This is a genomic window from Paenibacillus sp. NRS-1760 (assembly GCF_050467785.1).
GTDB lineage: Bacteria > Bacillota > Bacilli > Paenibacillales > Paenibacillaceae > Pristimantibacillus.
In genome coordinates, this window is sequence record NZ_JBITPK010000009.1 from 127,625 (window position 1) to 154,212 (window position 26,588).

Below are 26,588 nucleotides of genomic sequence, written 5' to 3' on the forward strand. Positions count from 1 at the left end.
CTCAATGGGGATTCAATCGTAAATAGACTAATTATACGGAGGTTTGTGATGATTAAACTAAAACGAAATGTCTCTTTTTTGTTATGTTTACTTATTGCCTTTGTGAGCATTTTTTTTAATTCTTCTCCAATGATTTATGCAGAAGACGAATTACCTGAGCCTTCTAAAGCTTCAGAAGCTTTCAGCAGCACGCAAGGTACAGGCGGGTGGAGCTGGAATCGCGTTCTAGCAGGTAGCTATGAAAATAGCGCGTATGAAGATATGGGGATTTTTTCAAATGGATACTGGTGGTACAGTCAGGAAAACGATTGGGCATCAGGACGTATAGGCAGAGGAGAAATGTTTGTTGGTTTTGGCGATTACGATATAGCAATGACTTACACCGCTGAGAGTGCCGGTATTGTAGATATTACAACGGAAGGCAATGGAATTTGGATTTACAATGGTTACTACAGCAGCGATGGTGCCTATTTGGCTATCTATAAAAATGGAGTCCAGGTATGGCCAATGGCCACTACGAATGAGAAATGGCTTATTGAGGTGGATAATCAGATTTCAGATTTTGGAAAAGTAACGGTATCCGTTAAAGATGGTGACAAGCTTCACTTCAGACTTAACAAAAATACCAATAACACGGATGACAACATCGTTTGGAATCCTGTTGTAACGTACACGAGTACCGTCTATAATCCCGAGTTAGATCCCGAAAGTCAAGGCACCATAAATCCGACTTATTCGTTTTATGATGGTTATTCCAATATACAAGGTGGTAGTGGCTGGAGTTATCTTTCATCTCCTATAGGTGGGAAAGTTGTTGCTGAACAAGGGGGCTTTGTAGCTGACTTTTTAGATGGAGTATGGGCTTCAGGCAAAGATAACTGGACAGATGGTGTTATTGGCAAATCATTTATTCAACCAGGTAGGCTTGCAGATGCAATTATTGCGTTTAAGGTACCTGCAACAGGGAATATTTCTTTATCGTTGAGAGGTGGGGAAATAACACTTTCAGACTCTAGATCAGCAAGCGATGCTGGTGACGGTGCTGCTGTAGGTATTTTCAAGAGTAGTGCTGGAGCTATAAGTCAAGTATGGCCAAACTCAGGACTTCAGCCGATTGCAAATGGCGAAACCCTTACGTTTAACCCTATTGCAATGGAAGTAAAAAAGAATGAGTATATTTATTTCCGAGCTAATAAAGGTACTGCTAATAACTACCACGATACAATAAGCTTTCTTCCGATTATTTCATACAATAATATGGACTTAAATGATGGAGGAGTAGAAGAAGTGCCTACGGAAAATGAGAAGTTTGAGCCAAATGCTGGGGTAAATGAAACCTTGCTTGCTGTATCTAAGGATTTTTCGCAAATCGAAAATAAAGGGAATTTTGATTTTTCTAGCTATGTATTGGATCCTGTCCATAATGTTAATGGTACAGTCAGAATTCCACAAGGCATATATAACATTACAAATGAGCCGGATAATGAAGACACCATATTTCTTATGTCAGGACTAAATGATATCGTAATTGATGCTTCCAATGTTAAGTTAGTTTTCAATGAAGATTCAAGGGCTGCTATTGTGTTTGAGAATAGTGAAAATGTAACACTTAAAGGACTTTCCATACAATATACAAGCCATTCAAGTAGTTTTAATAGTTATGTTAGCGCTATCAAAAATTCGGATAGAATCAAGTTTGAAAATGTTTCTATAGTAAATGGAAGAGGGACAGGGGTTAAAGTAGAAGGTGCTTCTGATGATATTCATATGGATAAGTTATTTATTTCACCAGATGCGTTAGGCACATCTTCAAGCGATACTGGAATCCATTTTCATGAAGCGAGTACTCATGTTTCTGTAACTAACAGTGTTTTTGCAGGAAATACAAACAGTGCTATTATTGATCATTCTGAAGATGGAGCGTTGATAGAAAATAATAAATTATCAGTGCAAGCATCCTCAGCAATATTGCTGCAATCATCTGGTGCTATCGTTAAATACAATACCATTGTAGATAGCGAAAAGAGTGGAATAATAGTTGAAGGGGAAGAGTCTCTTAGCAATATATTGATTGCAAAGAATAGCGTTTCAAACACAGGTAGTGGCATAGAGCAAGGCGGAAATGCTTCAATTCTATTGAATAACAATGAAAATACAGTTGTTTTTGGAAACGTATTCGAAAATACTCAGTCGATGCAAGCCATTGCTTTTCATGGTGGGAAGAATGTGACGATAGCAGATAATGAATTTTCGGGATGGAATGGAACACCATTACTGCTTAATGACGTAGCTATTGCACTCGTAAATAACAACTCTAATATTGGTGCTGTATTAAAGACCGGCAGTACTAAACAGGTATATGGAAATGATATTCCAGGTGACGCTAGTGTAAGCGTTGGTGCGGATATGAGTCGACTGCCACAGATAGATAAACAGCGTTTTATAGGAATGGAGAAGCAAACAGGAGTAAATGTCAGTGGTGTTTCTGTACCGCTTCAACAATATATCACAGATGCGTATAATAACGGATTATCCTCTGTCATCATACCGCCAGGTTCCTATACTTTGATAGAATCCGATTGGAGCCACTTGAACTTTAATCGCATGAGAGACTTTACTGTTTATGCTTATGGTGTATTGATGGAGTGTGAAAATTACGTATCCTCAGCCGTTCAGATGTGGAACTCCAGCAACATTGTTCTTAAGGGCATTACAATGGATTACAAGCTAGTAGCAAATACTCAGGGAACGATTATCTCAATAAATGGTACAGACGTTGTTTGGAGAGCAGATGAAGGATATCCTGCAGATCTTACGAACCAGTCCCTTTTTGATAGTAACTCTTGGGCTGAAGTCTTTCATGAGAATAACGATAGAGCCTATTACGATGTAGGATTTAGCGGTAAAATTAAAAACTTGGATGGAACGATTACTCTTAAAGATGCTGTAAACCTTAGTGCTCTAGATCATCCGCTTGTACAACTTACTGATCTTAAAGTTGGAGAAAAGCTGGTATTCAGAGGAAAGCCTGGTCATGTGAATTATATCTACGATAGCAGTGGAATAAAGTATGAAGATGTGACCGTATACGGCGGAAGCGGGTTTGGGTTTATGGAGCTAAATGGTGACGGAGGAACGCAATTGAACCGTTTAGCCTTTACTCCAGGTCCCCCGCCAGTAAAAGGAGGAACAGAAAGGTTAATTTCAACCTGTGATGCTACCCATTCAACGAATATGCGAGTGGGTGTTCAAGTCAGAAATAGCTTGTTTGAAAAAATGACCGATGATGCTGCAAATGTTCATAGTACTTACGGAGAAGTAAGCAGCTTTGATATGGAAACCAAGCAAATGAAATATAAAGGTAAATACGTTGATCCTGTATTCCGAGCGGGTGATCATGTTTTAGTGTATACGCTTGATGGAAAGCTTCTTAGTGATGCGACTGCCGTAAGCGATACTATTGAAACACCTGATGGAAAAATAGTAGAGCTAGATAAAGTATTTAATTTCGTTGAAGGTGAAACAATCGTTCAAAATGCATCTGCAAGCGGCCAAGGGTTTTTATACGACAATTGTGTCGTTATGAATAACCGTTCAAGAGGTTTCTTGATCAAAGCTTCTAATGGGACTATTCGTAATTCTACACTTGATGATAATGGAATGAGTGCCATATTGGTTAAGCCGGAAATATCGGATGGTTGGGGAGAATCGGGGTATTCAAGTGGACTTACGATTGAAAACAATGTGATTAGAAATAGTGGTTTTTATACAGGTTCCGACCTGCACAGCCCAATCAATATTTCTTCTGATCGAGAACCAACTAGTGATCGTGCATACTTGAACCATAAAAATATCGTCATTAGAAATAACGTATTTGAGGATAGATACACAAAATTTGCAATCAATATAAATGGCGTTGAAGATCTGACAATTGAAGGGAATAATTTTGGAAGCAGAATAGAGGAGTATGATGGTTTTACGCCATCACTCATAAATCCTTATTATCCAAATGATAATAGTCCTTCAATAAAGATTGCAGGCGTTTATGATGTCACTATCTCTAACAATATTTATCCTACATTAGTAACATCAAAGATAGAGCTTGATTCTACAGCTGTGAACGTCAATGGCAGCGATCTGGAAAGCAATGAAGTGGAAGAAGGTCCTAGTGATCCGGTAACCATGATGAAAAGCGACACTATTGAGAAAGCCCGATTAAGTTTGAATCATGCAAAGAATGATGAAACAGTCAAAATTATTTTGGGTGATGAGACCGATGTACCTGTGAGCTTATTTGAAACGATAAAAAGCAAAAATTTAACTGCTATTTTCGAAATGGGCGATTTCAATTGGTTGATCAAAGGCGGTTCAATAGGTGAATTCCCAGAAGACAAGATCACCTTTAGTTTGAAGGTAGTAAAAGTTAAAGAAGAGGGTATCTCTACTCTTGCAGAAAATAAAGATATTATGCAGTTGAAATTCTCGCATATTGGAGAGTTTCCATTCATAGCTACTTTAAGTTTTAAGGCAGATACTGAATATAAGGGGAAAAAGTTGTTTTTACATTTTTATAACGAAAGCTTGAATAGACTGGAGTATAGTTTAACTGGAACAGTAAGTGGTGATGGCAATCTAGCATTTATGTTCAATCATGCGTCCACCTATGTACTTTCTCCTGAAATATTCAAAGGATCCTATGTAAACGAAATAGCTGATTTCAGTGAAATCCCCAATATACAAACCTATGTACCTTATTTTATAGAAAATGGGAAGGAGAAAGTGGTGCCTATTAGCACGCTGATAGATAAAGAGATTTCCTTTATTGCTCCCAAAACAGCTAACTACAGCTATAAGGATAATACAGTGAGGTTTGAAGATATCGACTCACACTGGGCTAAATCAGCGATAGAGTTCGTGCTGGCTAGAGATTTGTTTAAAGGGGTGGATGAGGGGCAGTTTTCTCCGAACACTAATATGACGAGAGGTATGCTTGTGACTATTTTTGGTAGGCTTCATGATGTTGATGCTACTAGCATATCAACATTGGGGGATGTATCTGCAGATGCATACTATTCCCCTTATGTGGCTTGGGCAGCTAATAATGGCATTGTTAGTGGATTTGGAAATAACAGTTTTTTGCCGAATAAGGCGATTACACGTCAGGAACTGGCTACTATTTTAGCGAATTATACTAAGTATGCAGAGATTGATAAGATAAGTAAACCAATGTCTGTTAAACCGTTTGCGGATAATGAGGACATTAGCTCTTGGGCAATAGACGCAGTCAAGAGTGTACAGAGATTAGGTATTCTCGAGGGTAATACAACTAACAGGTTTGAGCCACAAGGCACAGCTACTAGAGCTGAGGTGAGCTTGGTTATTAAGAGAATTATAGAAATAATGTTGAAAAATAATAGAACAAACCCCGCTTAATCAAATTGTTTAAAAAGAAGAGGCTTCACATAAGGGGACTGACCCCCATTTATGAGACAGGGATCAAAACACCTTCAAGTTTAAACGGCCAGTCGCCTGTAATCAATCGGCGACTGGTTCTTTAGTTTCGTTTGAATACGAATTGCGTTATAGTAAGTGATGTAGTCTCGAACGGTCTGTTCAACGATTGCAGTCGTTGTATGGGTCAACCCTTCGAGGTAGAACGTTTCAGACTTTAGTGTGGAATGAAACGATTCAATGGGGGCATTATCAGCGGGCGTTCCCTTGCGGGACATGCTCATGGTAATGCCTTTTCCTTTTACAGCTTCCTGATACCCATGGGACGTGTAGACGCTGCCCTGATCGCTATGGAGAATCGCACCAGGCACAGCTGGCAATTGATTGAGTGTATCTAGTACAAAGTCCGTGTCTTGCGTATCGGATAGACTGCTAGCTACGATCTCTCCGTTATATAGATCGAGGATGCTCGATAGGTACATCATTTTTCCGCCGAATGGTAAATACGTAATATCCGTGACGAGTTTATGCATTGGTACTTCAGCTTGAAATTTCCGCTTTAACAGGTACTCAGCTACATAAGCAGGCTGCCCTGTATGCTTTCGTTTCTTGACTCTGACTCGACATTGAAGCTGCTCACATTGCATGATTCGTTGTACGCGCTTGTGATTAATCTTGTACTTTTTTCAAAGCAGTGCTGTAATTTTTCGGTATCCGTAACGGAATTTATGCTCAGTGCAGAGTTCTCGAATCTCTTCAACCATACTGTCCAATGGCCGAGTTTTGTTTTTTGCTCTCCATCGGTAATAGGTAGCACGTGGCACACCCAGCCATGCACAAGCTTTGGTGATCGTAACTTCCCCGTGAATCAACTCAACCCGTTCAACTATGATTTTTGGTGACAACTCCTTTCCATTTTCTTGTACTTTTTAGCACATCTATTTGTTGCTTTAAGAACCGATTCTCCGCCTTTATTTGCTCCAGTTCCGAGGTGAACTCAGGTCCTTTACCGTAGCTGTATTGTTTGCCTACAGGTTGCTCCAAGCAGTTTAACTCGCCCTTGCGGTACCATCGCATCCAGGTTTCCAATTGCGTCTTATTTCGTATGTTCAGCTGCTCCATCACCTCTTTCACTGGAACTCCTGTTATTCTCAATTCAATGGCTTTCATTTTTGTTTCCACTGGGTAACTTACTCTTGTTGCCAACGTAAAAACACCTCCAAGGTTGTCTCCATATCTTACGACATGGTTGCATTTTCTTGAAGGTGTTTTGATTTGTCTCACGTTATGGGGTCAGTCCCTTTACCCAACATACATAATATCATTTTTTTTCGTTTGATGCACAGAATCGATTGTATGAGCGACAGACATATATTTGGTAACGGTCACCTATCACACATCAAAATTGATGTTGTTGCATTTGTATGAAGTGCATCTTCGATCTGCACCATTCTCGCAATAATGATTTGACTAATATAAGAGAACAAACGCTATACGCTTCAAACCGTGCAACCTGTCGACCTGTTCCCGCATACCATGCATGTGGAGTGTCTAATATTGATAATTCTGAAATAATAAATGAGATGTAACAGATTCGCTCAATTACATTGCTTTAATGATTGCTTACACGTAGGACACGGGCAGCAGTTCATTATCTCTTGTTTTTATGCTCAAGACAATGATAAGATATTACGGGAACGTATGTTTGTTTTTGTTAGTGTTCTAACAGATCGGGGGAATAGCGTGGTTGAAATTGTTGAAAAAGAGCAATTTTCGGTAATTGGAAAATTAGGAAAGGGGACTGCTGATGAAGCTCCCCAATGGATACCAGCATTATGGCAACAAGCAAATAGTAACTTTATTGAGATAAGCAACCTCGCCATCCATCATCAGGTGCAAGCAGCTTCCGTTTGTTTCGATAAGGAGCTGATGCGTACATGATTCAATTGACGAACCGCCAGGCTCGGCAGTTTCTGTTATTGAAGCATGGGCTGTTGGGCGAATATCAATTTGCTGGAAAGCAGGGAGTATTGGATTTTGTGCGGCAGGTCGGTTGTATTCAATACGATCCCATCGATGTTTGCGGAAAAAACGCCGAACTGGTGTTGCAGTCGCGTATCAGAGGATTTACCAAGAGCATGCTCGACGAGTTACTGTATAAAGGTAGATTCCTGGTAGATTATCCCGACAAAAATTTGGCTATTATTCCTGTCGAGAACTGGCCGTACTTTGAGCGGTACAGGCAGGCTGCAAGGCAACATGCTAAGCGTTACCCCGAAATGGAAGCGTTGGTAGAACAAGTTCTGGCTCACATCCAAAATCACGGTGCGCTAAGTTCGAATGATCTAAAATTGGAAGGAAATTTCACTTGGCAATCGGTCATCCACTGGAGCAGCGGAAACAATTCATCCCGGTCGGTTCTGGAGCAGATGTACTCGACAGGCGATTTGATTATCCATCACAAAAAAGGAACGCGTAAATATTACGATATCGCCGGTAAGTACATACAGCCAAATCTGCTGAATGCGCCGGAGCCGTTGAAGGGCGAGCTTGAGCATTATAAGTGGCGGGTACTGCGTCGAATCGGAGCTGTTGGTCTTTTATGGAATCGCGCATCCGATGCCTGGCTGAACATATGGGGATTGAAAGCGGAGCAGCGCAACGAGGTTTTCCGCCAGCTGCTGCACGAAGCTCGCATTGTTGCTGTTGCCGTGGAACAAATGAAGGATACACTGTACTGCTGTGCGGAGGATTTACCGCTTATTGCAGCCGTCCTGCAAAATCCGACGCCGAAATTGCGCTGCGAGCTGATTGCCCCACTAGATAATTTCATATGGGACAGAAAACTGATCAAAGAATTATTTGGGTTCGATTACACTTGGGAGATTTATACGCCTGCAATCAAACGGAAATTCGGCTATTATGTGCTGCCTCTATTATACGGAGAAAGCCTCATCGGACGAGCCGAGGTAATCGCGGAGCGAAAAGCCGGGACGCTTGTTGTTAAAAATGTATGGTACGAGAACGGCATAAAGCCAACAAAGCAATTGCGAACAGCCTTAAATAATTGTTTCCAAAATTTCGCATTATTCAACGGATGCAAGACGATTTCGACAGAGTATTTGAACTGATATTTTCAGTTCCCTGGTACCATTTGCCGACGAGTTTCCGCGTAATACGAAGTTGAGAAGATTGTGGAATCAAAGGATAGCACAATTAAATTATATTATCGTTTTGCAGGTAAGTCAGAAATTCTCGAACGGCTCGCTTGATGGTCATTCATGTAAAGTTATGCCGACCGTTTGGCGGTTTTATATCTGGGAAATTGTGCAACGCTCTGCAGTCTTTACATGTTGAGTATGTGGCTTGGTTGGAACTGGAAACGTAGATCTACAATATAGTCTATTGAAGAGAGGGAGGTTAGACTCCCCTCGCCCCCATGTGAGAAGCACGTCAATCAAGGGACATCCTAGATTCATATGTTCCCGCATGTGGGCATGTAGAAGTTGTTTGTTCCTTAATTTATAAGAATTTCGAGTCAGTGAATAGGGTAGTTGGGGACGTAAATATATTTTTACGTCCTTATTTTGTTATCCAATTGATTGGAAGTCGTTAATCTTTTTTGTTTTACATGCTTTAGTGCTGTGATTGAAAAAGTAGTACCGTTCTTTGCTAGCTTATAGCTTATAGGATTTAATGAATTGAAATGTATATTCGATATAAGTGTTTTTAAAGTTAAGTGACTCGAATAACATTCCCGAAAAAAATCATTCTAATAATAATGAAATCATAAAAACTAACCCTGTATCAATTGTTAATGAAGTCTCTATAATATCTAATTAGGGCGTGTCTGAAAACCCGTTCAGTGGCACCTTTCACCGCCTTTTCGCTCCCTGCTTCGTTCCATTTGCTTTACGTACCCTGGTACGCCTTCACACACGCGCCTTGCATGGAACGAAAATTTAAAAAAATTTGCTTTCCTCAGAGTTCTCAGACACGCCCTAGTAGAAAGATAGAAAACTTATGATATGACCTATAATACAAAGAGAACTCACCTTATATCATGGGCGGCATGATGAAAGGCTCTCAAGCCTTTCAACGTGAACTCAGTTTGTGACGATGTGACTGTTACAAATAAAGTGAAAATGGAGCTGTTCCAAAAGTAGATTTATCTACGATTGGAGCAACTCCTGTTTTTTTGATGATGCTTAGGCAGTACGATGTCTTCTCCTTATCAAACCTATCGCTTACGAACCCAGCAGGTCTTATTTGTACCATTTATAATGAATTAAAATTGTAACGAACCCCAGAATCGTTAATCCGAGCAAAGTAGCTCACGACACCCTGTAAATAATGATATAACATTAATCAGATTCGTTAAAATGAAAAAAAAGCAGTTTTCTGCATAATAAGCATTATAGGGTTCGTTAGAGTAATGATTACGGAATGTTATGCACTGTCGGCTAGACCAATAATAGATTATACAAGTCAAAAGCATACCCTCTTAACTTATAACTGAATCGTTCACCTCAACATTGATTTTTGAAAGTATAGTTAAACGTAACATTTCAAAATCAATATTTTGAAAATTGGACATAACGTTACTTACTGAATAGTCCCTGCCCAAAATTCGGTTTGTAATTTCCCGAAATGAACGACTTCCTCGCTCGCTAGCCCACATTCCTAGTTTATTAACTCCACTTTCGGAAAAGCACTCTATGCTGTATATATCGTTCATTAGAGTTTTTGTTATTTCGCAATGTTTCGTTTTCATGCTACAATAATGGAGAAATTTAGTTGCAAGCTAGCTAAGCTGGCTTGAGGGGAGAGATGAAAATGGAGAAATTAACTATTATTGAAGGTGCGGCAGTCGGGGTCACAGGAATCCTCCTTTCAAGCGAACAATAATTTCGTTTCCCAAATGAGGATTCAACTGTGACTGGTTTTGGCGTTAGCCATATGAATAACCAATTACAGGGGGAATCCGCAGTGAATCAACAAACAACGAATATGGTATTACAATCATTAGGTTGGAATGAGTATTTTTCTAAACATTTTGCCGCTTATGCCAAACAAGGGTACAGTGCTGGGCGAATTATATTGGAGCATAAAAACATGTACCGTCTATTGAGTGAGCATGGCGAGCTCATGGGCGAAGTAACGGGTAAGCTGCGTTTTGAAGCAACAGGTCGAGAGGATTTTCCAGCAGTCGGTGACTGGGTAGTTATAAAACCGAGGCTGGAGGAACAGAAAGCTTCGATTCATGCGCTGCTGCCACGAAAGAGCAAATTTTCCCGTAAAGTGGCTGGAGACACGGTAGAAGAACAGATTGTAGCCGCTAACGTTGATACTGTTTTTTTAGTGAATGCCTTAAATAATGACTTTAATATACGCAGGATGGAACGTTATTTGATCCTCGCATGGGAAAGCGGCGCTGCGCCGGTCATCGTGCTGAGCAAAGCAGATTTATGCGACGATTTGGATGCACGCATCGCAGAGGTAGAATCCATTGCGATTGCTGTCCCTATTCATGTAGTCAGTGCCTCGCAAGGAGAAGGGCTAGATCAGCTCGCACCATATTTGGGTATAGGCAATACGATTGCGCTGATAGGTTCTTCGGGCGTAGGTAAGTCTACACTGATTAACAAATTGAGCGGTGTTGATCTGCAACGAGTCAATGATGTGCGTGGCGGGGATGATCGCGGTCGTCATACGACGACGCATCGCGAGCTTGTTCAATTACCGAGTGGAGCACTGATGATTGATACACCTGGTATGAGGGAGCTTCAGCTATGGGAGGCCGATGAGGGGTTCCGTGGTGCATTTGATGACGTAGATTCAATTGCAAATACTTGCCGATTCAATGACTGCAAGCATGAGCAAGAGCCCGGCTGTTCTGTCCGAAAGGCCATAGCAGATGGATCTTTGGAGCAAGCTCGTTTTGAAAGCTATCTCAAACTCCAACGTGAGCTGGCGTATCTAGCACGTAAGGAAGATGCGCGATTGGCAGCCTCTGAAAAAGCAAAATGGAAAAAGATTAGCACAGATATGAAACAAAGAAAAGTAAAAAGATAAGTTATGCGACAGAGCCTTTGAAAGATTAGGGCTCTTTTTTTATGCCTTCAGCATAGATGCTAACTTGAGGGATCAAGCTGTGAAGTTTTGCAATATGCGACGGAATTCATGAAGCAAAGAAGTTGAATGTTCATTTCGTTAGTGTCATAATTTAGGTTATTGACAATGAGGACAAATGTTCGGTATATTTTGTAAGTAATGCGGACAATTGTCCGAAAAGAGAAGAGAAAATAGGAGGAGGAGTATTCTTGAACGGCCCTACTATGGAGGTTAATTCTAACCTGGATTTGAGCAAAATCAAGAAAGGACCGATCGTTGCCGCACTCATTATTGGCGCATTTGTATCGATTCTGAATGAAACCTTGCTGAACATTGCTTTCCCAGAGCTCATGAGATATTTCAGCATCACGGAAACGACTGTACAATGGCTGGCTACAGCCTATATGCTCGTAGTCGGTATTCTTGTCCCTATAACAGCACTTTTGCAACAATGGTTTAGCACACGTCAAATGTTTCTCGGGGCAATGATTTTATTCCTTGCGGGTACGGTGATATGTGCGACAGCACCAATATTTGAGTTTCTGCTTGTTGGACGTGTTGTTCAAGCTTTGGGAACAGGATTAATGATACCTGTATTGATGAATACGATTCTTATCATTTTCCCTCCAGAGAAGAGGGGCGGCGCAATGGGATTGATCGGTCTGGTCATGATGTCCGCTCCGGCTATTGGGCCTACATTATCTGGTCTTATCGTTGACTCGCTTAACTGGAGATGGCTCTTCTATCTGGTCATTCCTTTGGCGGTCGTTTCTATCGTTTATGCAGCAATTTATTTGAAAAATGTAAGTGAATTGACAAAACCAAAGGTCGACATTATTTCCATCCTGCTCTCCTCCATCGGTTTTGGGGGCATCGTCTATGGCTTTAGCAGCGCAGGAGAAGGCTCGTGGTCAGATCCTAAGGTTGTCTGGTGCCTGATTGTAGGCGGAATCAGCTTAATTTCATTTGTATGGCGTCAACTTGCGGTGAAGGAACCGATGCTCGATATGCGTGTTTTCCGTTACCCCATGTTTTCGCTCGTTACGGTGCTAATGCTTGTACTTATGATGGCTATGTTCTCTACAATGATCATGCTTCCGTTATTTTTGCAAAATGTCATGATGCTTACTGCACTTAGCGCTGGTCTTGTTATGATGCCCGGCAGTATCTTGAATGGTATAATGGCACCGGTCTCCGGTATATTGTTTGACAAATTTGGACCAAGGGTGCTCGTTATACCTGGTCTTATCTTAATGAGTGTATCCATCTGGCTGTTTTCTGGAATTGATGCAGCATGGACGAGCGGATATGTTGTATTCCTACATATCTTGATGATGATTGGTATCTCACTAGTGATGATGCCAGCGCAGACGACAGGGCTTAATCAGCTGCCGCGCAGATTGTACGCGCATGGTACGGCGGTTATGAGCACGCTACAGCAAGTGGCAGGTGCGGTTGGTGTAGCATTGTTCGTCAGCATTATGTCGTCCGGCATGAGAGATTATATGTCTACATCCCCGGATCCGACCAACCCTGCTGAAGGAATACCTGCAATGGTAGCTGGTCTTCACAGTGCGTTTATCGTCGGCGGAATTCTCTCTGTCCTCGCAATTCTTATCGGTCTCTTCATTCGCAAAACGAAGGCACCTCAAGAGGATGAGCAGAAGCAGGCTGCTTAATCAGATTTGTTCGAGTAACTTGGACAAAATACATCTTACTAAAAATTAAAGGCAGCCAATAAGTTCAATGAACTTATTGGCTGCCTTTTTTAATCTTTTAAACACTCTACTCCTTCAATCTTCGCTTAACAATTAACTGTCTGAGTGCACCTGCATTTACAAGGACGGTTCCACCAATAATCGTAATGATACCAAGCAGTGTAATCCAAGAGATTGTCTCATCATAAAATAGTACGCCGACTCCTACAGCAATCGGAGGAGAGATATAGAGCCATGTAGATGGGAAAACGGGATTCGTCTTTGCTACGAGCCAGTAGAATAAGGTATGCCCAACCATGGAACCAATCACAATCAGATAAATTAATGAGCCTGCTGTCTGTAGTGATGCAAAGGATTCAAGGTGCACCTCTTCGGTGAACACAGATAAAATGAACATCATCGCACCGCCAACCATCATTTGTGCCGCGTTCATGGCTATCGGTGAAACATCGGACATGCGGTTGATTACTTTTTTGGAATATAGCGTTCCTGTTGCATAGCAGCATTCTCCTATCAGTATGGCCCCGCAGCCGACAAGCCACAATGGTGAGACATCCACCGAAAGATTGGGCAAAACTAACAGCAGCACGCCGAAGCAGCCAATAATGCAGCCGTATAGCGAGTGTTTGGGAGATTTTTGCCGAAGAATAGCCGTTTGCAGCAGTAAAATCATGATGGGTCCCGTAGCCGATAACACAGCCGCGAGTCCAGAAGATACATATTGCTCCGCCCAGTACAGCGTAGAGAAGGTTCCAAACGTCAGCGTAGCCCCAGTGAACAGCATCTCTTTGCGCAGCAGCAGGGAGAAGCTAGCCTTGCGTTTCCAAACCATCCAAAGAAACAGAATAGCGCCAGCCAGAAAAAAGCGAAGCCCTGCCGAGAAGAAAGGGGGAGCACCGGCGTCTACTCCGATTTTAATTGCCAGAAAGGTTGTGCCAAATATAAGACATACGAGCGCATAAGCCAAAAAAATCATGTTCATTTCCCCTTTAGATGTCGGATCGAGATTGTATTTTGTTAATCATATAGGGAGCAAGGCAGAACAGATTGTATGGAACAGAACAGATGGATAAATATATCGTGTACAATAATGGAAATAGGTAGCCGCGAAGAGGTGTTATGAGCAGATGAAAAAAGAATCGGGAGCGCAGCAAGCCCATCCGTTATTCCGGCAGGTGTATGATTATATCTTGAACCGTGTAGAGCGAGGGGAATGGAAAGCCCATCAAAAATTACCGTCGATACGATTGCTTGCTGAAGAAATCAATGTGCATAGGCTCACGGTATTTAAAGCCTATAGATTGCTGGCTGAGGACGGCAAAGTGTATGTAAAAGACAAATCGGGATATTACGTATCGGAGGACGATGCTTTTTCTGAAAGGTTGGAAGAGAGCGCCGTTGTTACCTCTTATGCAGTGAATAACTCGCTATCTGATATTCACCGAATTCCAGCTAAGTATCAGTTCTCTCAAGCGCTGATTGATCCTAATTTGCTGCCGAATTTGTTCTTATCGGACTATGTGAAAAAAGTGTTTGATCTCTATCCTAAGGTTATGGGGACTTATGCCAGTGTTCAGGGCGATGAAGAGCTTCGCGAGTCGATGAGCCAGCATTTCAGAGAGCATCATCGATTACAGCTGTCATCGGAGGAATTGTTAATCACATCAGGTGCTCAGCAGGCCATTAATTTGATTGCCCAGATTATGCTTGGGCCGATGGATGCGGTGTTGATTGAGCGACCGACCTACGGCGTAGCGATGGATATTTTTCGCAGGCAAGGCGCGCGGCTTATTCCTGTTGCGATTACACCGGAAGGTTATGACTTGGCAGAAGTAGAAGCCTTGATGCGCAAGCATAAGCCACGTATGTTCTATATGAATCCAACCCACCAAAATCCGACCGGTTATACTGTTCCAGCTTGGCAGCGCAAATTGCTGGTGGAATTGGCAGAGCGTTACCGCTGCCTTATCGTGGAGGATGATCCATTCCGAGATATGTATTTTGTTGAGCCGCCCCCGCTTCCCTTATTCGCTTATGACACGGAGGGCTGGGTCATCTATATTAGCAGCTTCAGCAAATATATTGCGCCCGGTCTGCGGATTTGTGCTGCAGCCTGCCGCTATCCATTCATGGAGCAGTTAATCAAAGCCAAGGCGCTTGCGGATAACGGGACTCCGCAGCTTAATCAGAAAATATTTTTGCATTATTTCGCCTCACCGAGGCTGCAGCAGCATGTGGAAAAGCTTCGTATTGCGCTGCAGGTTCATAAAGAGATTATGGAAGAGGAGCTTGCCATAGCAGGTTGGGAATGGACGGCACCACAGGGCGGGCTTAATTTATGGGTTAAACTGCCAAGCGGTATATCAGGAGAAGCTCTTCTGAAAAAAAGCAGGGAGCAATCCATTTCCTTCGTTCCCGGAGAAATATTTGACCCGCTCGGCGAGCTGAAAGCATGGATTCGGCTTAGTTATTCTTTTGCGAGTGAGGCATTATTGCGGGAAGGAATGCAGCGCTTAACGGCTTTATCGCGGAATTTATGATTGGAAAAAATAGATTTAGCTGCTTGAACATATTTTTTGTAACATTGGCGTAACACCCCTGATGTAGTCTGATTCAGGAGGTGCGAGACATGAAAAAAATAATAGCCATCATCATGCTGGCTGCAATCACAGCAAGTGTTCTTGCGGGGTGCAAGGACGACAATAATACGCGAGGCGGAGAAGTAAATGCACAAATAGAAGATGTGGATTTTAGCTTTAACGTAGATCCAGAAACCTTCGCGCTTGAGATCGAGTCGGGTGGAATGACTGAAAAAGCATCGGAACCACTGGACAAAATGAAAGTTTCAAATGTAAAAAACAGCGGAGACCAAATTAGCTGGACCTATCCAGAGAAACAAATGGACGTTGAAATTGAAAAAAAGGCGAGATATGTAGATGTAACGATCAAATCCAGCAAGGCGGAGGAAAATAGCTTTGCATGGCCAATCGTAACGGGTGATGGGTATATGCTTCCATTAAACCAAGGAAAGTATATTCCAAGCGATGATCAGACGTGGAAAGAGTATTTGAGCGAACAAGAAATGAAGGTCATTGAGTCTTTTTCGATGCCATTTTTTGCAGCTGATAAAAGCGAATATTCATTGATGTACATTATTAAAAATGCATATAACAATGAAATTGTTTTTAATACCGATAACGCTATCCAGTTTACTTTTCATCATGATTTTCCAGTAATTAACAAACAAAAGGAATACGGTTTTAGGATTTATGTAACGAAAAAAAATCCAACAGCTGTCGCAAAAACGTATAAAGATTATTTGATTGAACAGGGTGAATTCAAAAGCTTGGCGGATAAAGCTAAAGAAAATAGCAATATCGAAAAGCTTTACGGAGCGCCGCATGCTTATTTTTGGGACAGAACGGTCATTTCAGAAGAAAATATACAATGGGCAAAGCTGAGGAGCAATCTTCCCGAAAAACTGAGATTATGGATTCAGGAGCTATTAAAAACGAAAGTGGAAGATGGAGCAGAGCTTTCATCCGCCTTTGACGATTTAAATCGTTTAGACTATGTAGACAAATACACGATAAACAGAATAGTAAAAAGTTTAAGTGCGGTCATGCAGCTAAAAGAATTTTATGATTCCAAAATATTTACTGACTTAGATGAGGAAACTCAGCGATTATTAAGCAGCGGTATAGAAAAATTGAACACTGTTGAATTAATTGACCTGAATAAACTTTTGTTAAAAAGCGTGCTTGGCGCTGCAGTTGATCCCATTGAGAAGTGGGCAGATGCCAATACGATTGATGTCATAAAGGATATGAAGCAGTCTGGGCTCGACAATATGTGGATTGGTTTGGATGATTGGCAGGAAGGGTTTATTAAACCTGCGTTTGTCAAAGAGGCAGAAAGTCTTGGTTATTTAATTGGCACCTATGACTCGTATCATTCAATCCATGAACCAGGAAAAGAGAAATGGACGACGGCTAAGTTTAAGGATACTTCCCTTTACGAGCATGCGACGGTGACCGATAAGAATGGGAAAAAAATTGTAGGATTCCAAGGAGAAGGCAGAAAGCTCAACCCAACGCTTGCCTTGCCTAGTGTCGAAGAAAGAGTAACATCGATTTTCAATACAGGTTTAGCTTTTAACTCATGGTTTCTAGATACGGATGGTACTGGAGAAATCTTCGATGACTATTCACCAGAGCATGTCACTACGGAAGAAGAAGATATTCAGGCTAGAATAAAGCGAATGGCGTATTTGCAAAAAGAATGGAAGCTGGTCGTTGGAACAGAGGGTGGCAACGATTTTGCTAACCAAACGGTTGCTTTTGCGCATGGAATAGAGACGCCATCATTCTCATGGATGGATAAGGATATGAGCACAAATAAAGAAAGCGAATATTATGTAGGAAGATATTATTCGAGCAACGGCGGGGTTCCCGAACTATTTGCTAAGCAAATACCGTTAAAGGACAAGTACAAGAAGCTGTTTTTGGATTCTAGCTATACGATTCCATTGTACAAGTTAGTTTACAACAATTCAGTAATCACGACATATTGGTGGGGCTGGGGAACTTTAAAAATAGAAGATGAAATTTCGAATCGAATGCTGTATGAAATTCTTTATAATGTGCCTCCGTTATATCATCTAGATAAACATGAGTGGGAAAAACATAAGGAAACCATAGTGAATCACTCTAAGGTATGGTCAAGCTTTAGTAAAAAAGCGATAAAAGAAGAAATGACGGATTATAAGGTTCTAACAGAGGACAAACTCGTTCAGATGACGGAATATGGTAAAGCGTTGAAAGTAGTGGCTAACTTCTCGGAAGCTTCTTTTAACTTTCAAGGCGAGGTCATACCAGCGAAATCAGCGCTAATCCTTGATGGAAATGATAAAACGATCTACACACCGAAAGAGCCCACAATGAAATAAAAAAGTAAGGGGCTCTAATTTTTAGCTTTATTTATAGAGATTTCAACGAATTTTGTTTTCTTTTCAGTTGAAGTATACCAGTGTTTCACGGCTTCATAATCTGATGATGCTAAATCAGCCGACTCGATCATAAACCGATCTTTCTCGATCCATTGATAGTCGAGTATAGGCCAGATTGGAGTAGACATGTATTCGTTCGATAACGCTGTAGATTCAAAAGGTATTTTTTCCATAGATAATAAATCAACAGCGATCAGCGTATGACGAACAATTTCTCCGCCTTCGCTATAACCGTATCGTAACAGCAGCTCTGTTTTACCCGGAGATAGTTGATAGTCTTGAAAAATGCCGTCACCCAAAGCGAGACTTGTAATTGTGGAGTTGCTTTCCTTCACTAAAATGGTTGAACATTGCTTATTTCCACAACTGTACTTTAACAATATGAAATGTTCTTGAGTGGAGAGAGTGAGCGCTTCTGAGTGGGTCCGCTCGATTTCGGTCTTGCTATCCTCTTGCGATTGTAAATATTGCTTATACGGAGGAATATAGTTAATCTTTAGCTTTAAGTTTTCTCCATTTTCGTCTTTGACTATGAGTGTATCAGATGAATTCGCGGATGGTTTCTGTTCGATGGAAATGGACTTTTTTAATGGATCAGCTTGAAGGCTTTTTATGATAAATAACACAGCTGTTGCGATTATCAAAAGAATAAGAAGAGGTAGAAGTACTTTTTTTCTCATCTAGTTTTGTCTCCACTTTAATTAATAATGAACTACAATTCCAAACGAAGATTTTTGCTCGTATGTTGCAGGCTACTGTGATTCATATTCTTCTGCGAAATAGGAGAGAGAGGTTTCCCGTGAGTTTATCGAACTCGAGGGAAGCCTTTTTTTCAATGATGCAGTATGCTCCCGAGCATATACAAGCTTCATAAAAAACACTTTACAACATGCCTAGGTTAGCATATATTTTACTCATACCAAAAAAGTTTCCTAAGGTAAACTAATTGTCCTTAAGTGAAATAAATTTTTTTTATTAATAATTTTGCACTGGGGCAAAATTAATCCCTTATATTAACATGGAGGTGAATCGAATGGTATTTGATCCAAATCGGCAGTTCTCAAGACGAAACATCCTTAAGGTCGGAGCTGCCGGCGTACTAGGTGTGATCGGAGGCAGTTTCTTAAATACAAGTGCATTATTTGGCAGGTCTGCTCATGCGATGGGGAAGGAAGAAATGCATCATACGCTCAAAGACCAGATGAAACAAGGGATGGCGCATGGTTATGATCCGGGAACTGATTCAACGCCGGGGCTTGAAGCGGCAGTTAAAGCATTAACGGCTTTTGATTATGGGGTCGTTAGTACTTCTCCAGATGGCAGGACGATTAGAGAATACGATATACAGGCATGGGATGCTGAGGTGGAAATAGCGAAGGGCATTAAATTTCCAGGATGGACATTCAACGGCACGATTCCAGGGCCGACACTTCGTTGTACGGAGGGGGATATCGTACGAGTCAAGTTCGGGAACGGGTCCGCGCACCCGCATTCCATACATTTTCACGGTATTCATCCAACCCACATGGATGGTTTAGAGCCTATTTCGACGGGCAGTGAATTTGTGTATGAATTTGAAGCCAAGCCAGCAGGGCTGCAGCCCTATCACTGTCATGTTCCTCCGCTGATTAGACATATTCACAAGGGCCTATATGGTCACTTCATTATTGATCCTAAGAAACCAAGGAAACCTGCAAAAGAGCTAAATATGGTCATGAATGGCTTTGATCTGGACTTAGATGGCGAGAACGAGGTTTACACGGTCAATGGCTACGCATTTGCGTACCAATCTAGACCGATTAAGGTGAAAACGGGTGAGCTGGTTCGTATTTATTTAAGTAATTTAACGGAATTTGATCCGATTAACTCCTTTCACTTGCATGCTAATTTCTTTCACTATTATGCCACCGGCGCTGACCCAGATGCGAGGCCGCAATATACAGATACGATTATGCAGTGCCAAGGGGAGAGAGGCATCATTGAAGTTACGTTTCCCGCTCCTGGAAAATATATGTTCCATGCTCATCAAAGTGAGTTTACGGAGCTCGGCTGGATGGGATTTTTTGAAGTCGGTTAAGTAGAGGGGGTGTGCGATGTGCAAAGTGAAATAATAAATAAAAAGCTGGGTAAAAAAACAGTCTTGCTGCTTGGCATAATGCCCTTGCTGCTGCTGGCTGGCTTGATTTCTGTTATCGCTTCATGGGGTACAGGTGTAGAAGAACAGCAAGCGGCCCCGATTGAAGTGCTCAATTTTGAACGTATTATTTTGACGGAGGATGGATTTGAGGTTCGTATACTTAATTCTGGGCCAAAGGAGCTGACGGTTGCTCAAGTTGTTGTCGATGATTCTTTTTGGAATGCTTCCTACGCACCTAGTCCTACGCTTGAGAGATTCGGCAGCTCGACGATCTATATTCCTTATCCTTGGGTGGAGGGAGATCCTCATCAAATTAAGCTTATCACCTCTAACGGACTAATATTTACAGGGGATGTACTTGCTGCAATGAAAACGCCAACTGCCGATACCAATCGATTTCTGCAATATTCACTAATAGGTTTTTATGTCGGTGTCGTTCCAGTTGGACTCGGATTGCTATGGTATCCTTTTATGCGTCGCTTCTCAAGCAAAGGCATTCAGGCGGTATTGGCTTTTACAGTTGGACTTTTATTTTTTCTTGCTGTGGATACCATACAAGAAGGATTAGAGCTTGGTGCGGAAGCACCCGGCGTATTTCAAGGCACAGGCCTAGTCTGGTTCGGTGCGGCATTAAGCTTCTTATTCCTCATAGCCATTGATCAGACGAAATCCAAAAAAGCAATCCAGCATAATGATCCTGGCAAGCAGGTATCCTTCAAAATCGCGAGTGGAATAGGTCTCCATAATCTCGGTGAAGGGCTTGCGATAGGTGCTGCTTTTGCCGCGGGTGAGGCTGCGCTTGGATCCTTCCTTATTATTGGGTTTACGCTTCATAACATTACTGAAGGGATTGGCATAGCGGCGCCGCTTTTAAAAGCAAAACCAACGTACAAGACTTTCCTCGCATTAGCACTCTTAGGCGGCGGTCCTGCTATTATCGGAACGTGGATCGGTGGATTTGTATTTAATCAAACGCTGGCGGCCTTATTCTTCGGTATTGGCGCAGGGGCCATTATACAAGTTATTTATGTCATTTTTAAAATGATTGTTAGGGATGCAAGGGCTGCAGAAGCACCTGCCGTTTCGTGGCTCAATTTCTCAGGTTTAACACTTGGCATTTTGTTGATGTATGTAACAGCTTTGTTAGTTAACTTCTAGAACCAAACGGGAATGGGGAGTTCAGAATGCCGAATATAGGTGTTGCAGGAATTGTATTGCTTGTGATTTTAGGCTTGCTGCTGTTTGGACCATCCAAGCTGCCTCAGCTTGGGCGAGCGATTGGAACGACACTGTCAGAATTCAAAAAAGGGGCAAAAGGACTGATAGACCAGGATGAAAAACCAGATCAGCCGAAGGAGCGCGAATGATCAAACAAGCGAAGAGCCGTCAGCATAATGCTAACGGCTCTTGTTTATTTGCTTATGAATTTAATCTGCACGCTTCTTTCCTTCAATTAATATGGTCAAGCTGACAAGCGTAACAAATATAGTCGCTCCCATATCAGAGAGAATCGCAATCCATAAGGTAAGCCAGCCGGGAATGGTAAGCAATAATGCGATTATTTTCAGTCCGAGCGAGACGCAAATGTTAAAGCGGATGACGCGATTGACCTTTTTGGCAATGGAAACGGCTTCGGGCAGCTTCCCCAAGTGATCCTGCATCAGGACGATATCGGCTGTTTCAATCGCACTGTCTGTTCCTTTGCCCATCGCAATGCCGAGCTGCGCAGAGGCTAGAGCAGGAGCGTCATTAATACCGTCACCTATCATCGCGACATGGTGGCTTGCTGAAAGCTCTTTAATCTTCTTCACTTTATCTTCCGGCAGAAGATTGCCGTAAAACTCGGACACTCCGACGGCGGAAGCGACTTTCTCCGCTGTCTTCTGATGATCCCCGGTTAGCATAATGGTACGCTTAATGCCCAGCTTGTGTAAGGATGCGATTACAGATCGGCTTTCCTCGCGAATTTCGTCTGAAATGCCAAACATACCGAGTACTTGCTGATCGTCTGCCACCAATACTAGAGTAAGACCGTCATTTTTTAATTGTTCAATGCGATTTTGGATAGGATCCGGAATCGTAATATGCTCAATGCTTTTTTCATTTCCAAGCCAGTAAGCAAGGCCGTTAACCTTCGCTTTAATTCCCCGACCTGATATCGTTTGAATTTCATCCGGTTCTGGTATTGTCATATTTCTGCTCGCTATTTCCTTCATAATCGCTTTCGCCAGCGGGTGGGAGGACGATTTCTCGATAGCTCCAGCTGCTTGGAAAAACCTTTCTTCATCATACGCTTCCAATTTGGCAACATGCGGTTCGCCTTTTGTTAACGTACCTGTTTTGTCAAAAGCAAGCGTATCGATCTTGCCAAGCTGTTCTAGAAATACGCCGCCTTTGACGAGTACGCCGTTCCGAGCATTTCTTGTAATGCCTGAAACAATGGCAATTGGTGAAGAAAGAATTAATGCGCAAGGGCAGCCTACAATTAATACGGATAATCCTTGATAAAGCCATGTAATCCAGTCTCCCTGAAAGAGGAGCGGAGGAATAAGGGCAACAAGTGCAGCAACAATCATAATGAGCGGCGTATAATATTTAGCGAATTTATTAATGAAAAGCTCCGTTGGCGTTTTTGTTTCCTGTGCTTCTTGCACGAGATGAAGAATTTTTGCCAAGGAGGAATCCTTGTATGCTTTATCAATTCGAACGAGAAGCAGCCCTTCATTGTTAATGCTTCCGCCGTAAACGGGTTCTCCAGCTTCCTTCTCAACCGGCAGTGATTCACCTGTGATAGCCGCTTCATTCACCGAGCTTTTTCCTTCAGAGACGATGCCGTCCGAAGGAATTTTTTCGCCTGGCTTAATTTTTACAAGATCGCCGATTTGAAGAGAAGCAATCGGAACGATAATCTCTTGGCCATTTTCTACTTTTAAAGCTTCCTTAGGCGCAACTTGAAATAAAGCTTCCATGGAGCGGCGCGCCTTTTCCATGCCATAACCTTCAAGCAGCTCATTTAGTCCAAACAAGATGGCAACGAGAGTAGCTTCCTTCCATTCACCAATGGATACAGCTCCGATTAACGCAATTGTCATTAAGGTATCGATATTAAACTTCATTTTAATTAAATTTTTAAGTCCGCGGAAAAATGTGGTGTAGCCACTTATTATCGTTGCGGTCAAATATAATAGAATGACTGCTTGTTTGTCGAGCACGCCATCAAGGAATAATGCGGCAACATAGATGATGCCCGATACGATGAGCAATTTGAGCATATTTGAATGGCCTTCGGAATGACTGTGATCATGATCATGATCATGTCCAGCATGACTATGAGAACTATGATCGTGTCCTGTATTCGCTTCCGAGCTTGCTTCGATATAGGCATTGTCTGACTTTAAAATTTTCTTAACTGCAGCCATGGAAATTTGCGGATCAACCGTTAATTTTCCTGAGTTGTAGCTGAGCTTTGCATCCGAGCCATGCTCCAATTGTTTAATCTCTTCCTCCATTCGGAGGGCACAGCCACCACAAGAGAGTCCCTTTATTCGATACTCATTCATAAGACATCCTTCTTCCAGTTGAATATATGAATACTTGTTCATATAATATGCAATTCCAACATTTATGTCAAACGTATTTTCTCCATTCCGCTATAAATTCATGTAAACACCATTCGGTTTGTTAGAAACTGTGCACATCTGAAACGTCATAAATTCAAGTAGACAAGGAATGGTAAGCTTTGCGGAGTTTGAATATGCGAAATAATGTATGGCGTACGGTGTGAAGGAATAGATGCTCGAGCCTGTCGTAAAAAAGGACATTCATGAACTGCTGGATATAGTATGGTCAAATTGAGAATGATTGGATTTCAAGCCTTTTAAATTTTTAATTGGATATATTTGAGGTATACCTCCGAATAGACAGTGAAACAAATCTATACTTATAATGTTTTCGGGGGGCTTAAAATGAAAATTTCGAGCAAGAACTATATGTATGGTTCAATTATTATCATTATTTTAATCGCTATAGCCTATTCAAGCATATTTATTTTGAAAAATAAAATAAATGCAACAGATCATAGCAACCCCACATCACCAATGGCATCGGAGTATGTAAGCAAGGTGGATGGAAACTCTTTTAATGTTTTGGAAAATGGACAATGGACGAAAACATTTATTAAAGGTGTGAACCTTGGAGCTGGAAAACCAGGCGCTTTTCCCGGCGAGGTTGCCATTACATACGATGAATACTATAGATGGCTTGGCTATATTTCGGATATGAATGCAAACACGATCAGAGTGTACACGATACAGCGGCCGCAGTTTTATAATGCCTTATTTGATTTTAATCAAAATGCAGTGAAAAATGGCAAGAAGCCTATTTATGTGTTTCATGGCGTTTGGGTTAATGAGAGCGATATAGCAACAATCGATGATGCTTTTGGCAGCAATGACAAGATTCTAAATGATATGAATGCTACGGTAAAAGATACGATTAATATTTTGCATGGCAATCATTATTTGCCAGTAAATAAAGGCCATGCGGACGGCAATTATACCTCGGATGTTTCGAAGTATGTCATCGGATGGATTGTTGGTATTGAATGGGAGCCTTCGCTTGTCGTCAGCACGAATGAAAATAACGCAAAGCGCAGCCATTATGATGGCAAATACCTTTATACCGTAGGTGCATCTCCGTTTGAGACCTTTCTCACTGAAGTAGGAGATAAGCTGATTGATTATGAAATGACAACCTATAACATGCAAAGCCCGGTTGCCTTTTCCAATTGGGTAACGACAGATCCGCTAAAGCATCCTAACGAGCCTTATAAAAATGAAGACCTTGTAGAAGTAAACGTCGAGCATATTAAATGGCATGACAGCTATAAAGCCGGCATGTTTGCCTCTTATCATGTGTACCCCTATTACCCCGATACGTTTAGCTATCAGACCGAATATATTCAATTTAAAGATGCCGAGGGCAAACCAAATCCTTATTTGGCTTATTTAGAGGAAGTTAAGAAGTTCCATTCCATGCCTGTTCTTATTTCGGAATTTGGCATTCCAGCCTCACGCGGCAAGGCGCATGAAAACAAAATTACAGGCTTTAACCAGGGCTTTATAGATGAACAAACGCAAGGCGATATGCTGATGAAAATGATGAAGGATATTCACGCTGCTAATTTAGCAGGGGGATTGGTTTTTTCGTGGCAGGATGAGTGGTTTAAGCGAACATGGAACAACAATGATTTGGATTTGCCTGATTCAAGGCCATACTGGCTTAATGCTCAAACGAATGAGCAGCATTTTGGTTTATTAGCGCTTGATCCTGGCAACGACAAAAGCATCAGTTATATCGACGGTTCGTTCGATGATTGGGCAAATGATACTCCCCTGTATGCTGACGATCATACCAAGCTATACGTAAAAAGTGATGAGGGATATGTCTATCTCATGATTGATGCTGAAAATTATGATTTTAATAAGGATACGTTGATCATACCGATCGATACGATAAAGGAACAAGGGAACACAAGCTTCTCACAGCTTGGCTCCACATTTAGCAAGGATGCAGACTTTGTAGTGAAAATTCATGGACCAACGGACTCACATGTATTAGTAGATGCCTATTACGATAACTACTATTTTAGATATGCGGTTCAAACGAGCCTCATCGACAAGACCCCAGCCTTTCATCATAAGAACACTGGTATTTTTAACCCCATCAGGCTTAGTTTAAATAAAAGCTACGTAGTTCCGCAGCTGAACACGATCGTTCCTTTTGCAGGATATGAGACGGGGCTGCTCCAATACGGAATAGGTAATCCGGATAACCCCGATTTTAATTCATTAAGTGATTTTTATTATAAAGATGGAAAAGTGGAAATGAGAATTCCGTGGCAGCTGCTGAATGTGATGGATCCTTCCCATAAATATGTCATTGATGATATGTATGCTCGTGGAAAAATATCAAAGCTGAAGGAAGATGGAATGAGCTTTGGCATACAGCATATCAAGATGGGCAGCACGCCTGAAACGACGCAGCAGCCTATAGCAATGGAGGAATATAGCTGGAAGGAATGGGAGCAGCCGACATTTCATGAACGATTGAAGCCTTCCTATTACATTTTGCAAAAGGGATTTCAAACGATGAATTAATT

Annotated in this window: 14 protein-coding genes and 1 pseudogene; 11 read left to right on the plus strand and 4 right to left on the minus strand. The window is 41.7% G+C overall.

The window, feature by feature from the left end:
• The first annotated feature begins 48 nt into the window (after positions 1-48).
• The gene (locus ACIFSR_RS10390; RefSeq protein WP_430057239.1) at positions 49-5,433 is read left to right on the plus strand and encodes an S-layer homology domain-containing protein; all 5,385 of its coding nucleotides are present in this window, start codon (positions 49-51) and stop codon (positions 5,431-5,433) included.
• An 80-nt stretch (positions 5,434-5,513) separates the two neighbouring features.
• Here ACIFSR_RS10390 and ACIFSR_RS10395 read toward each other — a convergent pair.
• Positions 5,514-6,657 (minus strand): annotated as a pseudogene (locus ACIFSR_RS10395) (IS3 family transposase).
• A 537-nt stretch (positions 6,658-7,194) separates the two neighbouring features.
• On the opposite strand from ACIFSR_RS10395, the gene ACIFSR_RS10400 reads away from it, so the two are divergent.
• From ACIFSR_RS10400 to ACIFSR_RS10415, 4 genes are all read left to right on the plus strand, one after another.
• The gene (locus tag ACIFSR_RS10400) at positions 7,195-7,392 is read left to right on the plus strand and encodes a hypothetical protein (protein WP_430057241.1); all 198 of its coding nucleotides are present in this window, start codon (positions 7,195-7,197) and stop codon (positions 7,390-7,392) included.
• Positions 7,389-8,582 (plus strand): winged helix-turn-helix domain-containing protein, encoded by a 1,194-nt coding sequence (locus ACIFSR_RS10405; protein ID WP_430057243.1) that lies wholly within the window; start codon positions 7,389-7,391, stop codon positions 8,580-8,582. The genes ACIFSR_RS10400 and ACIFSR_RS10405 overlap by 4 nt, the downstream gene beginning before the upstream one ends.
• Positions 8,583-10,440: 1,858 nt before the next feature.
• Positions 10,441-11,526 (plus strand): ribosome small subunit-dependent GTPase A, encoded by a 1,086-nt coding sequence (rsgA, locus tag ACIFSR_RS10410; protein WP_430057244.1) that lies wholly within the window; start codon positions 10,441-10,443, stop codon positions 11,524-11,526.
• A gap of 263 nt (positions 11,527-11,789) precedes the next feature.
• Entirely contained in the window at positions 11,790-13,244 is a 1,455-nt protein-coding gene (locus ACIFSR_RS10415; RefSeq protein ID WP_339209518.1) for a DHA2 family efflux MFS transporter permease subunit, read from the plus strand.
• Positions 13,245-13,350: 106 nt separating this feature from the next.
• Here the strand turns inward: ACIFSR_RS10415 and ACIFSR_RS10420 are convergent, their stop codons facing one another.
• Positions 13,351-14,259, minus strand: coding sequence for a DMT family transporter (locus ACIFSR_RS10420; protein WP_430057246.1), 909 nt, complete (start codon positions 14,257-14,259; stop codon positions 13,351-13,353).
• Between the two features lie 151 nt (positions 14,260-14,410).
• Between ACIFSR_RS10420 and ACIFSR_RS10425 the strand changes: the two genes are divergently transcribed.
• Both ACIFSR_RS10425 and ACIFSR_RS10430 read left to right on the plus strand, forming a co-directional pair.
• Positions 14,411-15,823, plus strand: a complete 1,413-nt coding sequence (locus tag ACIFSR_RS10425) for a PLP-dependent aminotransferase family protein (protein WP_430057247.1) — start codon at positions 14,411-14,413, stop codon at positions 15,821-15,823.
• A gap of 89 nt (positions 15,824-15,912) precedes the next feature.
• Positions 15,913-18,231, plus strand: coding sequence for a glycoside hydrolase (locus ACIFSR_RS10430; RefSeq protein WP_430057249.1), 2,319 nt, complete (start codon positions 15,913-15,915; stop codon positions 18,229-18,231).
• 14 nt (positions 18,232-18,245) lie between these two features.
• Here ACIFSR_RS10430 and ACIFSR_RS10435 read toward each other — a convergent pair whose 3' ends face one another.
• Complete coding sequence (locus tag ACIFSR_RS10435; RefSeq protein WP_430057251.1) at positions 18,246-18,971, minus strand: hypothetical protein; 726 nt, start codon at positions 18,969-18,971, stop codon at positions 18,246-18,248.
• A 533-nt stretch (positions 18,972-19,504) separates the two neighbouring features.
• Between ACIFSR_RS10435 and ACIFSR_RS10440 the strand changes: the two genes are divergently transcribed.
• The 3 genes from ACIFSR_RS10440 to ACIFSR_RS10450 are packed head-to-tail and all read left to right on the plus strand — an operon-like array spanning position 19,505 to position 21,795.
• On the plus strand, positions 19,505-20,368 hold the full coding sequence (locus tag ACIFSR_RS10440) for a multicopper oxidase domain-containing protein (protein ID WP_430057380.1): 864 nt from the start codon (positions 19,505-19,507) through the stop codon (positions 20,366-20,368).
• Positions 20,369-20,386: 18 nt separating this feature from the next.
• Positions 20,387-21,586: a ZIP family metal transporter gene (locus tag ACIFSR_RS10445; RefSeq protein ID WP_430057253.1), complete on the plus strand. Its 1,200-nt coding sequence runs from the start codon at positions 20,387-20,389 to the stop codon at positions 21,584-21,586.
• 26 nt (positions 21,587-21,612) lie between these two features.
• A complete protein-coding gene (locus ACIFSR_RS10450; protein WP_430057255.1) occupies positions 21,613-21,795 on the plus strand; it encodes a twin-arginine translocase TatA/TatE family subunit in 183 nt (60 codons plus the stop codon).
• 60 nt (positions 21,796-21,855) lie between these two features.
• Here ACIFSR_RS10450 and ACIFSR_RS10455 read toward each other — a convergent pair whose 3' ends face one another.
• Complete coding sequence (locus tag ACIFSR_RS10455) at positions 21,856-23,988, minus strand: heavy metal translocating P-type ATPase (RefSeq protein WP_430057256.1); 2,133 nt, start codon at positions 23,986-23,988, stop codon at positions 21,856-21,858.
• 405 nt (positions 23,989-24,393) lie between these two features.
• On the opposite strand from ACIFSR_RS10455, the gene ACIFSR_RS10460 reads away from it, so the two are divergent.
• Complete coding sequence (locus ACIFSR_RS10460) at positions 24,394-26,586, plus strand: family 2 glycosyl transferase (protein ID WP_430057258.1); 2,193 nt, start codon at positions 24,394-24,396, stop codon at positions 26,584-26,586.
• Positions 26,587-26,588: the final 2 nt, after the last annotated feature.

Excerpts from the sequence above, each read along its gene's own strand:
- ACIFSR_RS10405 (WP_430057243.1), top strand. The coding sequence starts at position 7,389 with ATGATTCAATTGACGAACCGCCAGGCTCGGCAGTTTCTGTTATTGAAG.
- ACIFSR_RS10390 (WP_430057239.1), top strand. The coding sequence starts at position 49 with ATGATTAAACTAAAACGAAATGTCTCTTTTTTGTTATGTTTACTTATT.
- ACIFSR_RS10450 (WP_430057255.1), top strand. The coding sequence starts at position 21,613 with ATGCCGAATATAGGTGTTGCAGGAATTGTATTGCTTGTGATTTTAGGC.
- ACIFSR_RS10420 (WP_430057246.1), bottom strand. The coding sequence starts at position 14,259 with ATGATTTTTTTGGCTTATGCGCTCGTATGTCTTATATTTGGCACAACC.
- ACIFSR_RS10455 (WP_430057256.1), bottom strand. The coding sequence starts at position 23,988 with ATGAATGAGTATCGAATAAAGGGACTCTCTTGTGGTGGCTGTGCCCTC.
- ACIFSR_RS10460 (WP_430057258.1), top strand. The coding sequence starts at position 24,394 with ATGAAAATTTCGAGCAAGAACTATATGTATGGTTCAATTATTATCATT.
- ACIFSR_RS10425 (WP_430057247.1), top strand. The coding sequence starts at position 14,411 with ATGAAAAAAGAATCGGGAGCGCAGCAAGCCCATCCGTTATTCCGGCAG.
- ACIFSR_RS10440 (WP_430057380.1), top strand. The coding sequence starts at position 19,505 with ATGGCGCATGGTTATGATCCGGGAACTGATTCAACGCCGGGGCTTGAA.
- ACIFSR_RS10430 (WP_430057249.1), top strand. The coding sequence starts at position 15,913 with ATGAAAAAAATAATAGCCATCATCATGCTGGCTGCAATCACAGCAAGT.
- ACIFSR_RS10435 (WP_430057251.1), bottom strand. The coding sequence starts at position 18,971 with ATGAGAAAAAAAGTACTTCTACCTCTTCTTATTCTTTTGATAATCGCA.
- ACIFSR_RS10415 (WP_339209518.1), top strand. The coding sequence starts at position 11,790 with ATGGAGGTTAATTCTAACCTGGATTTGAGCAAAATCAAGAAAGGACCG.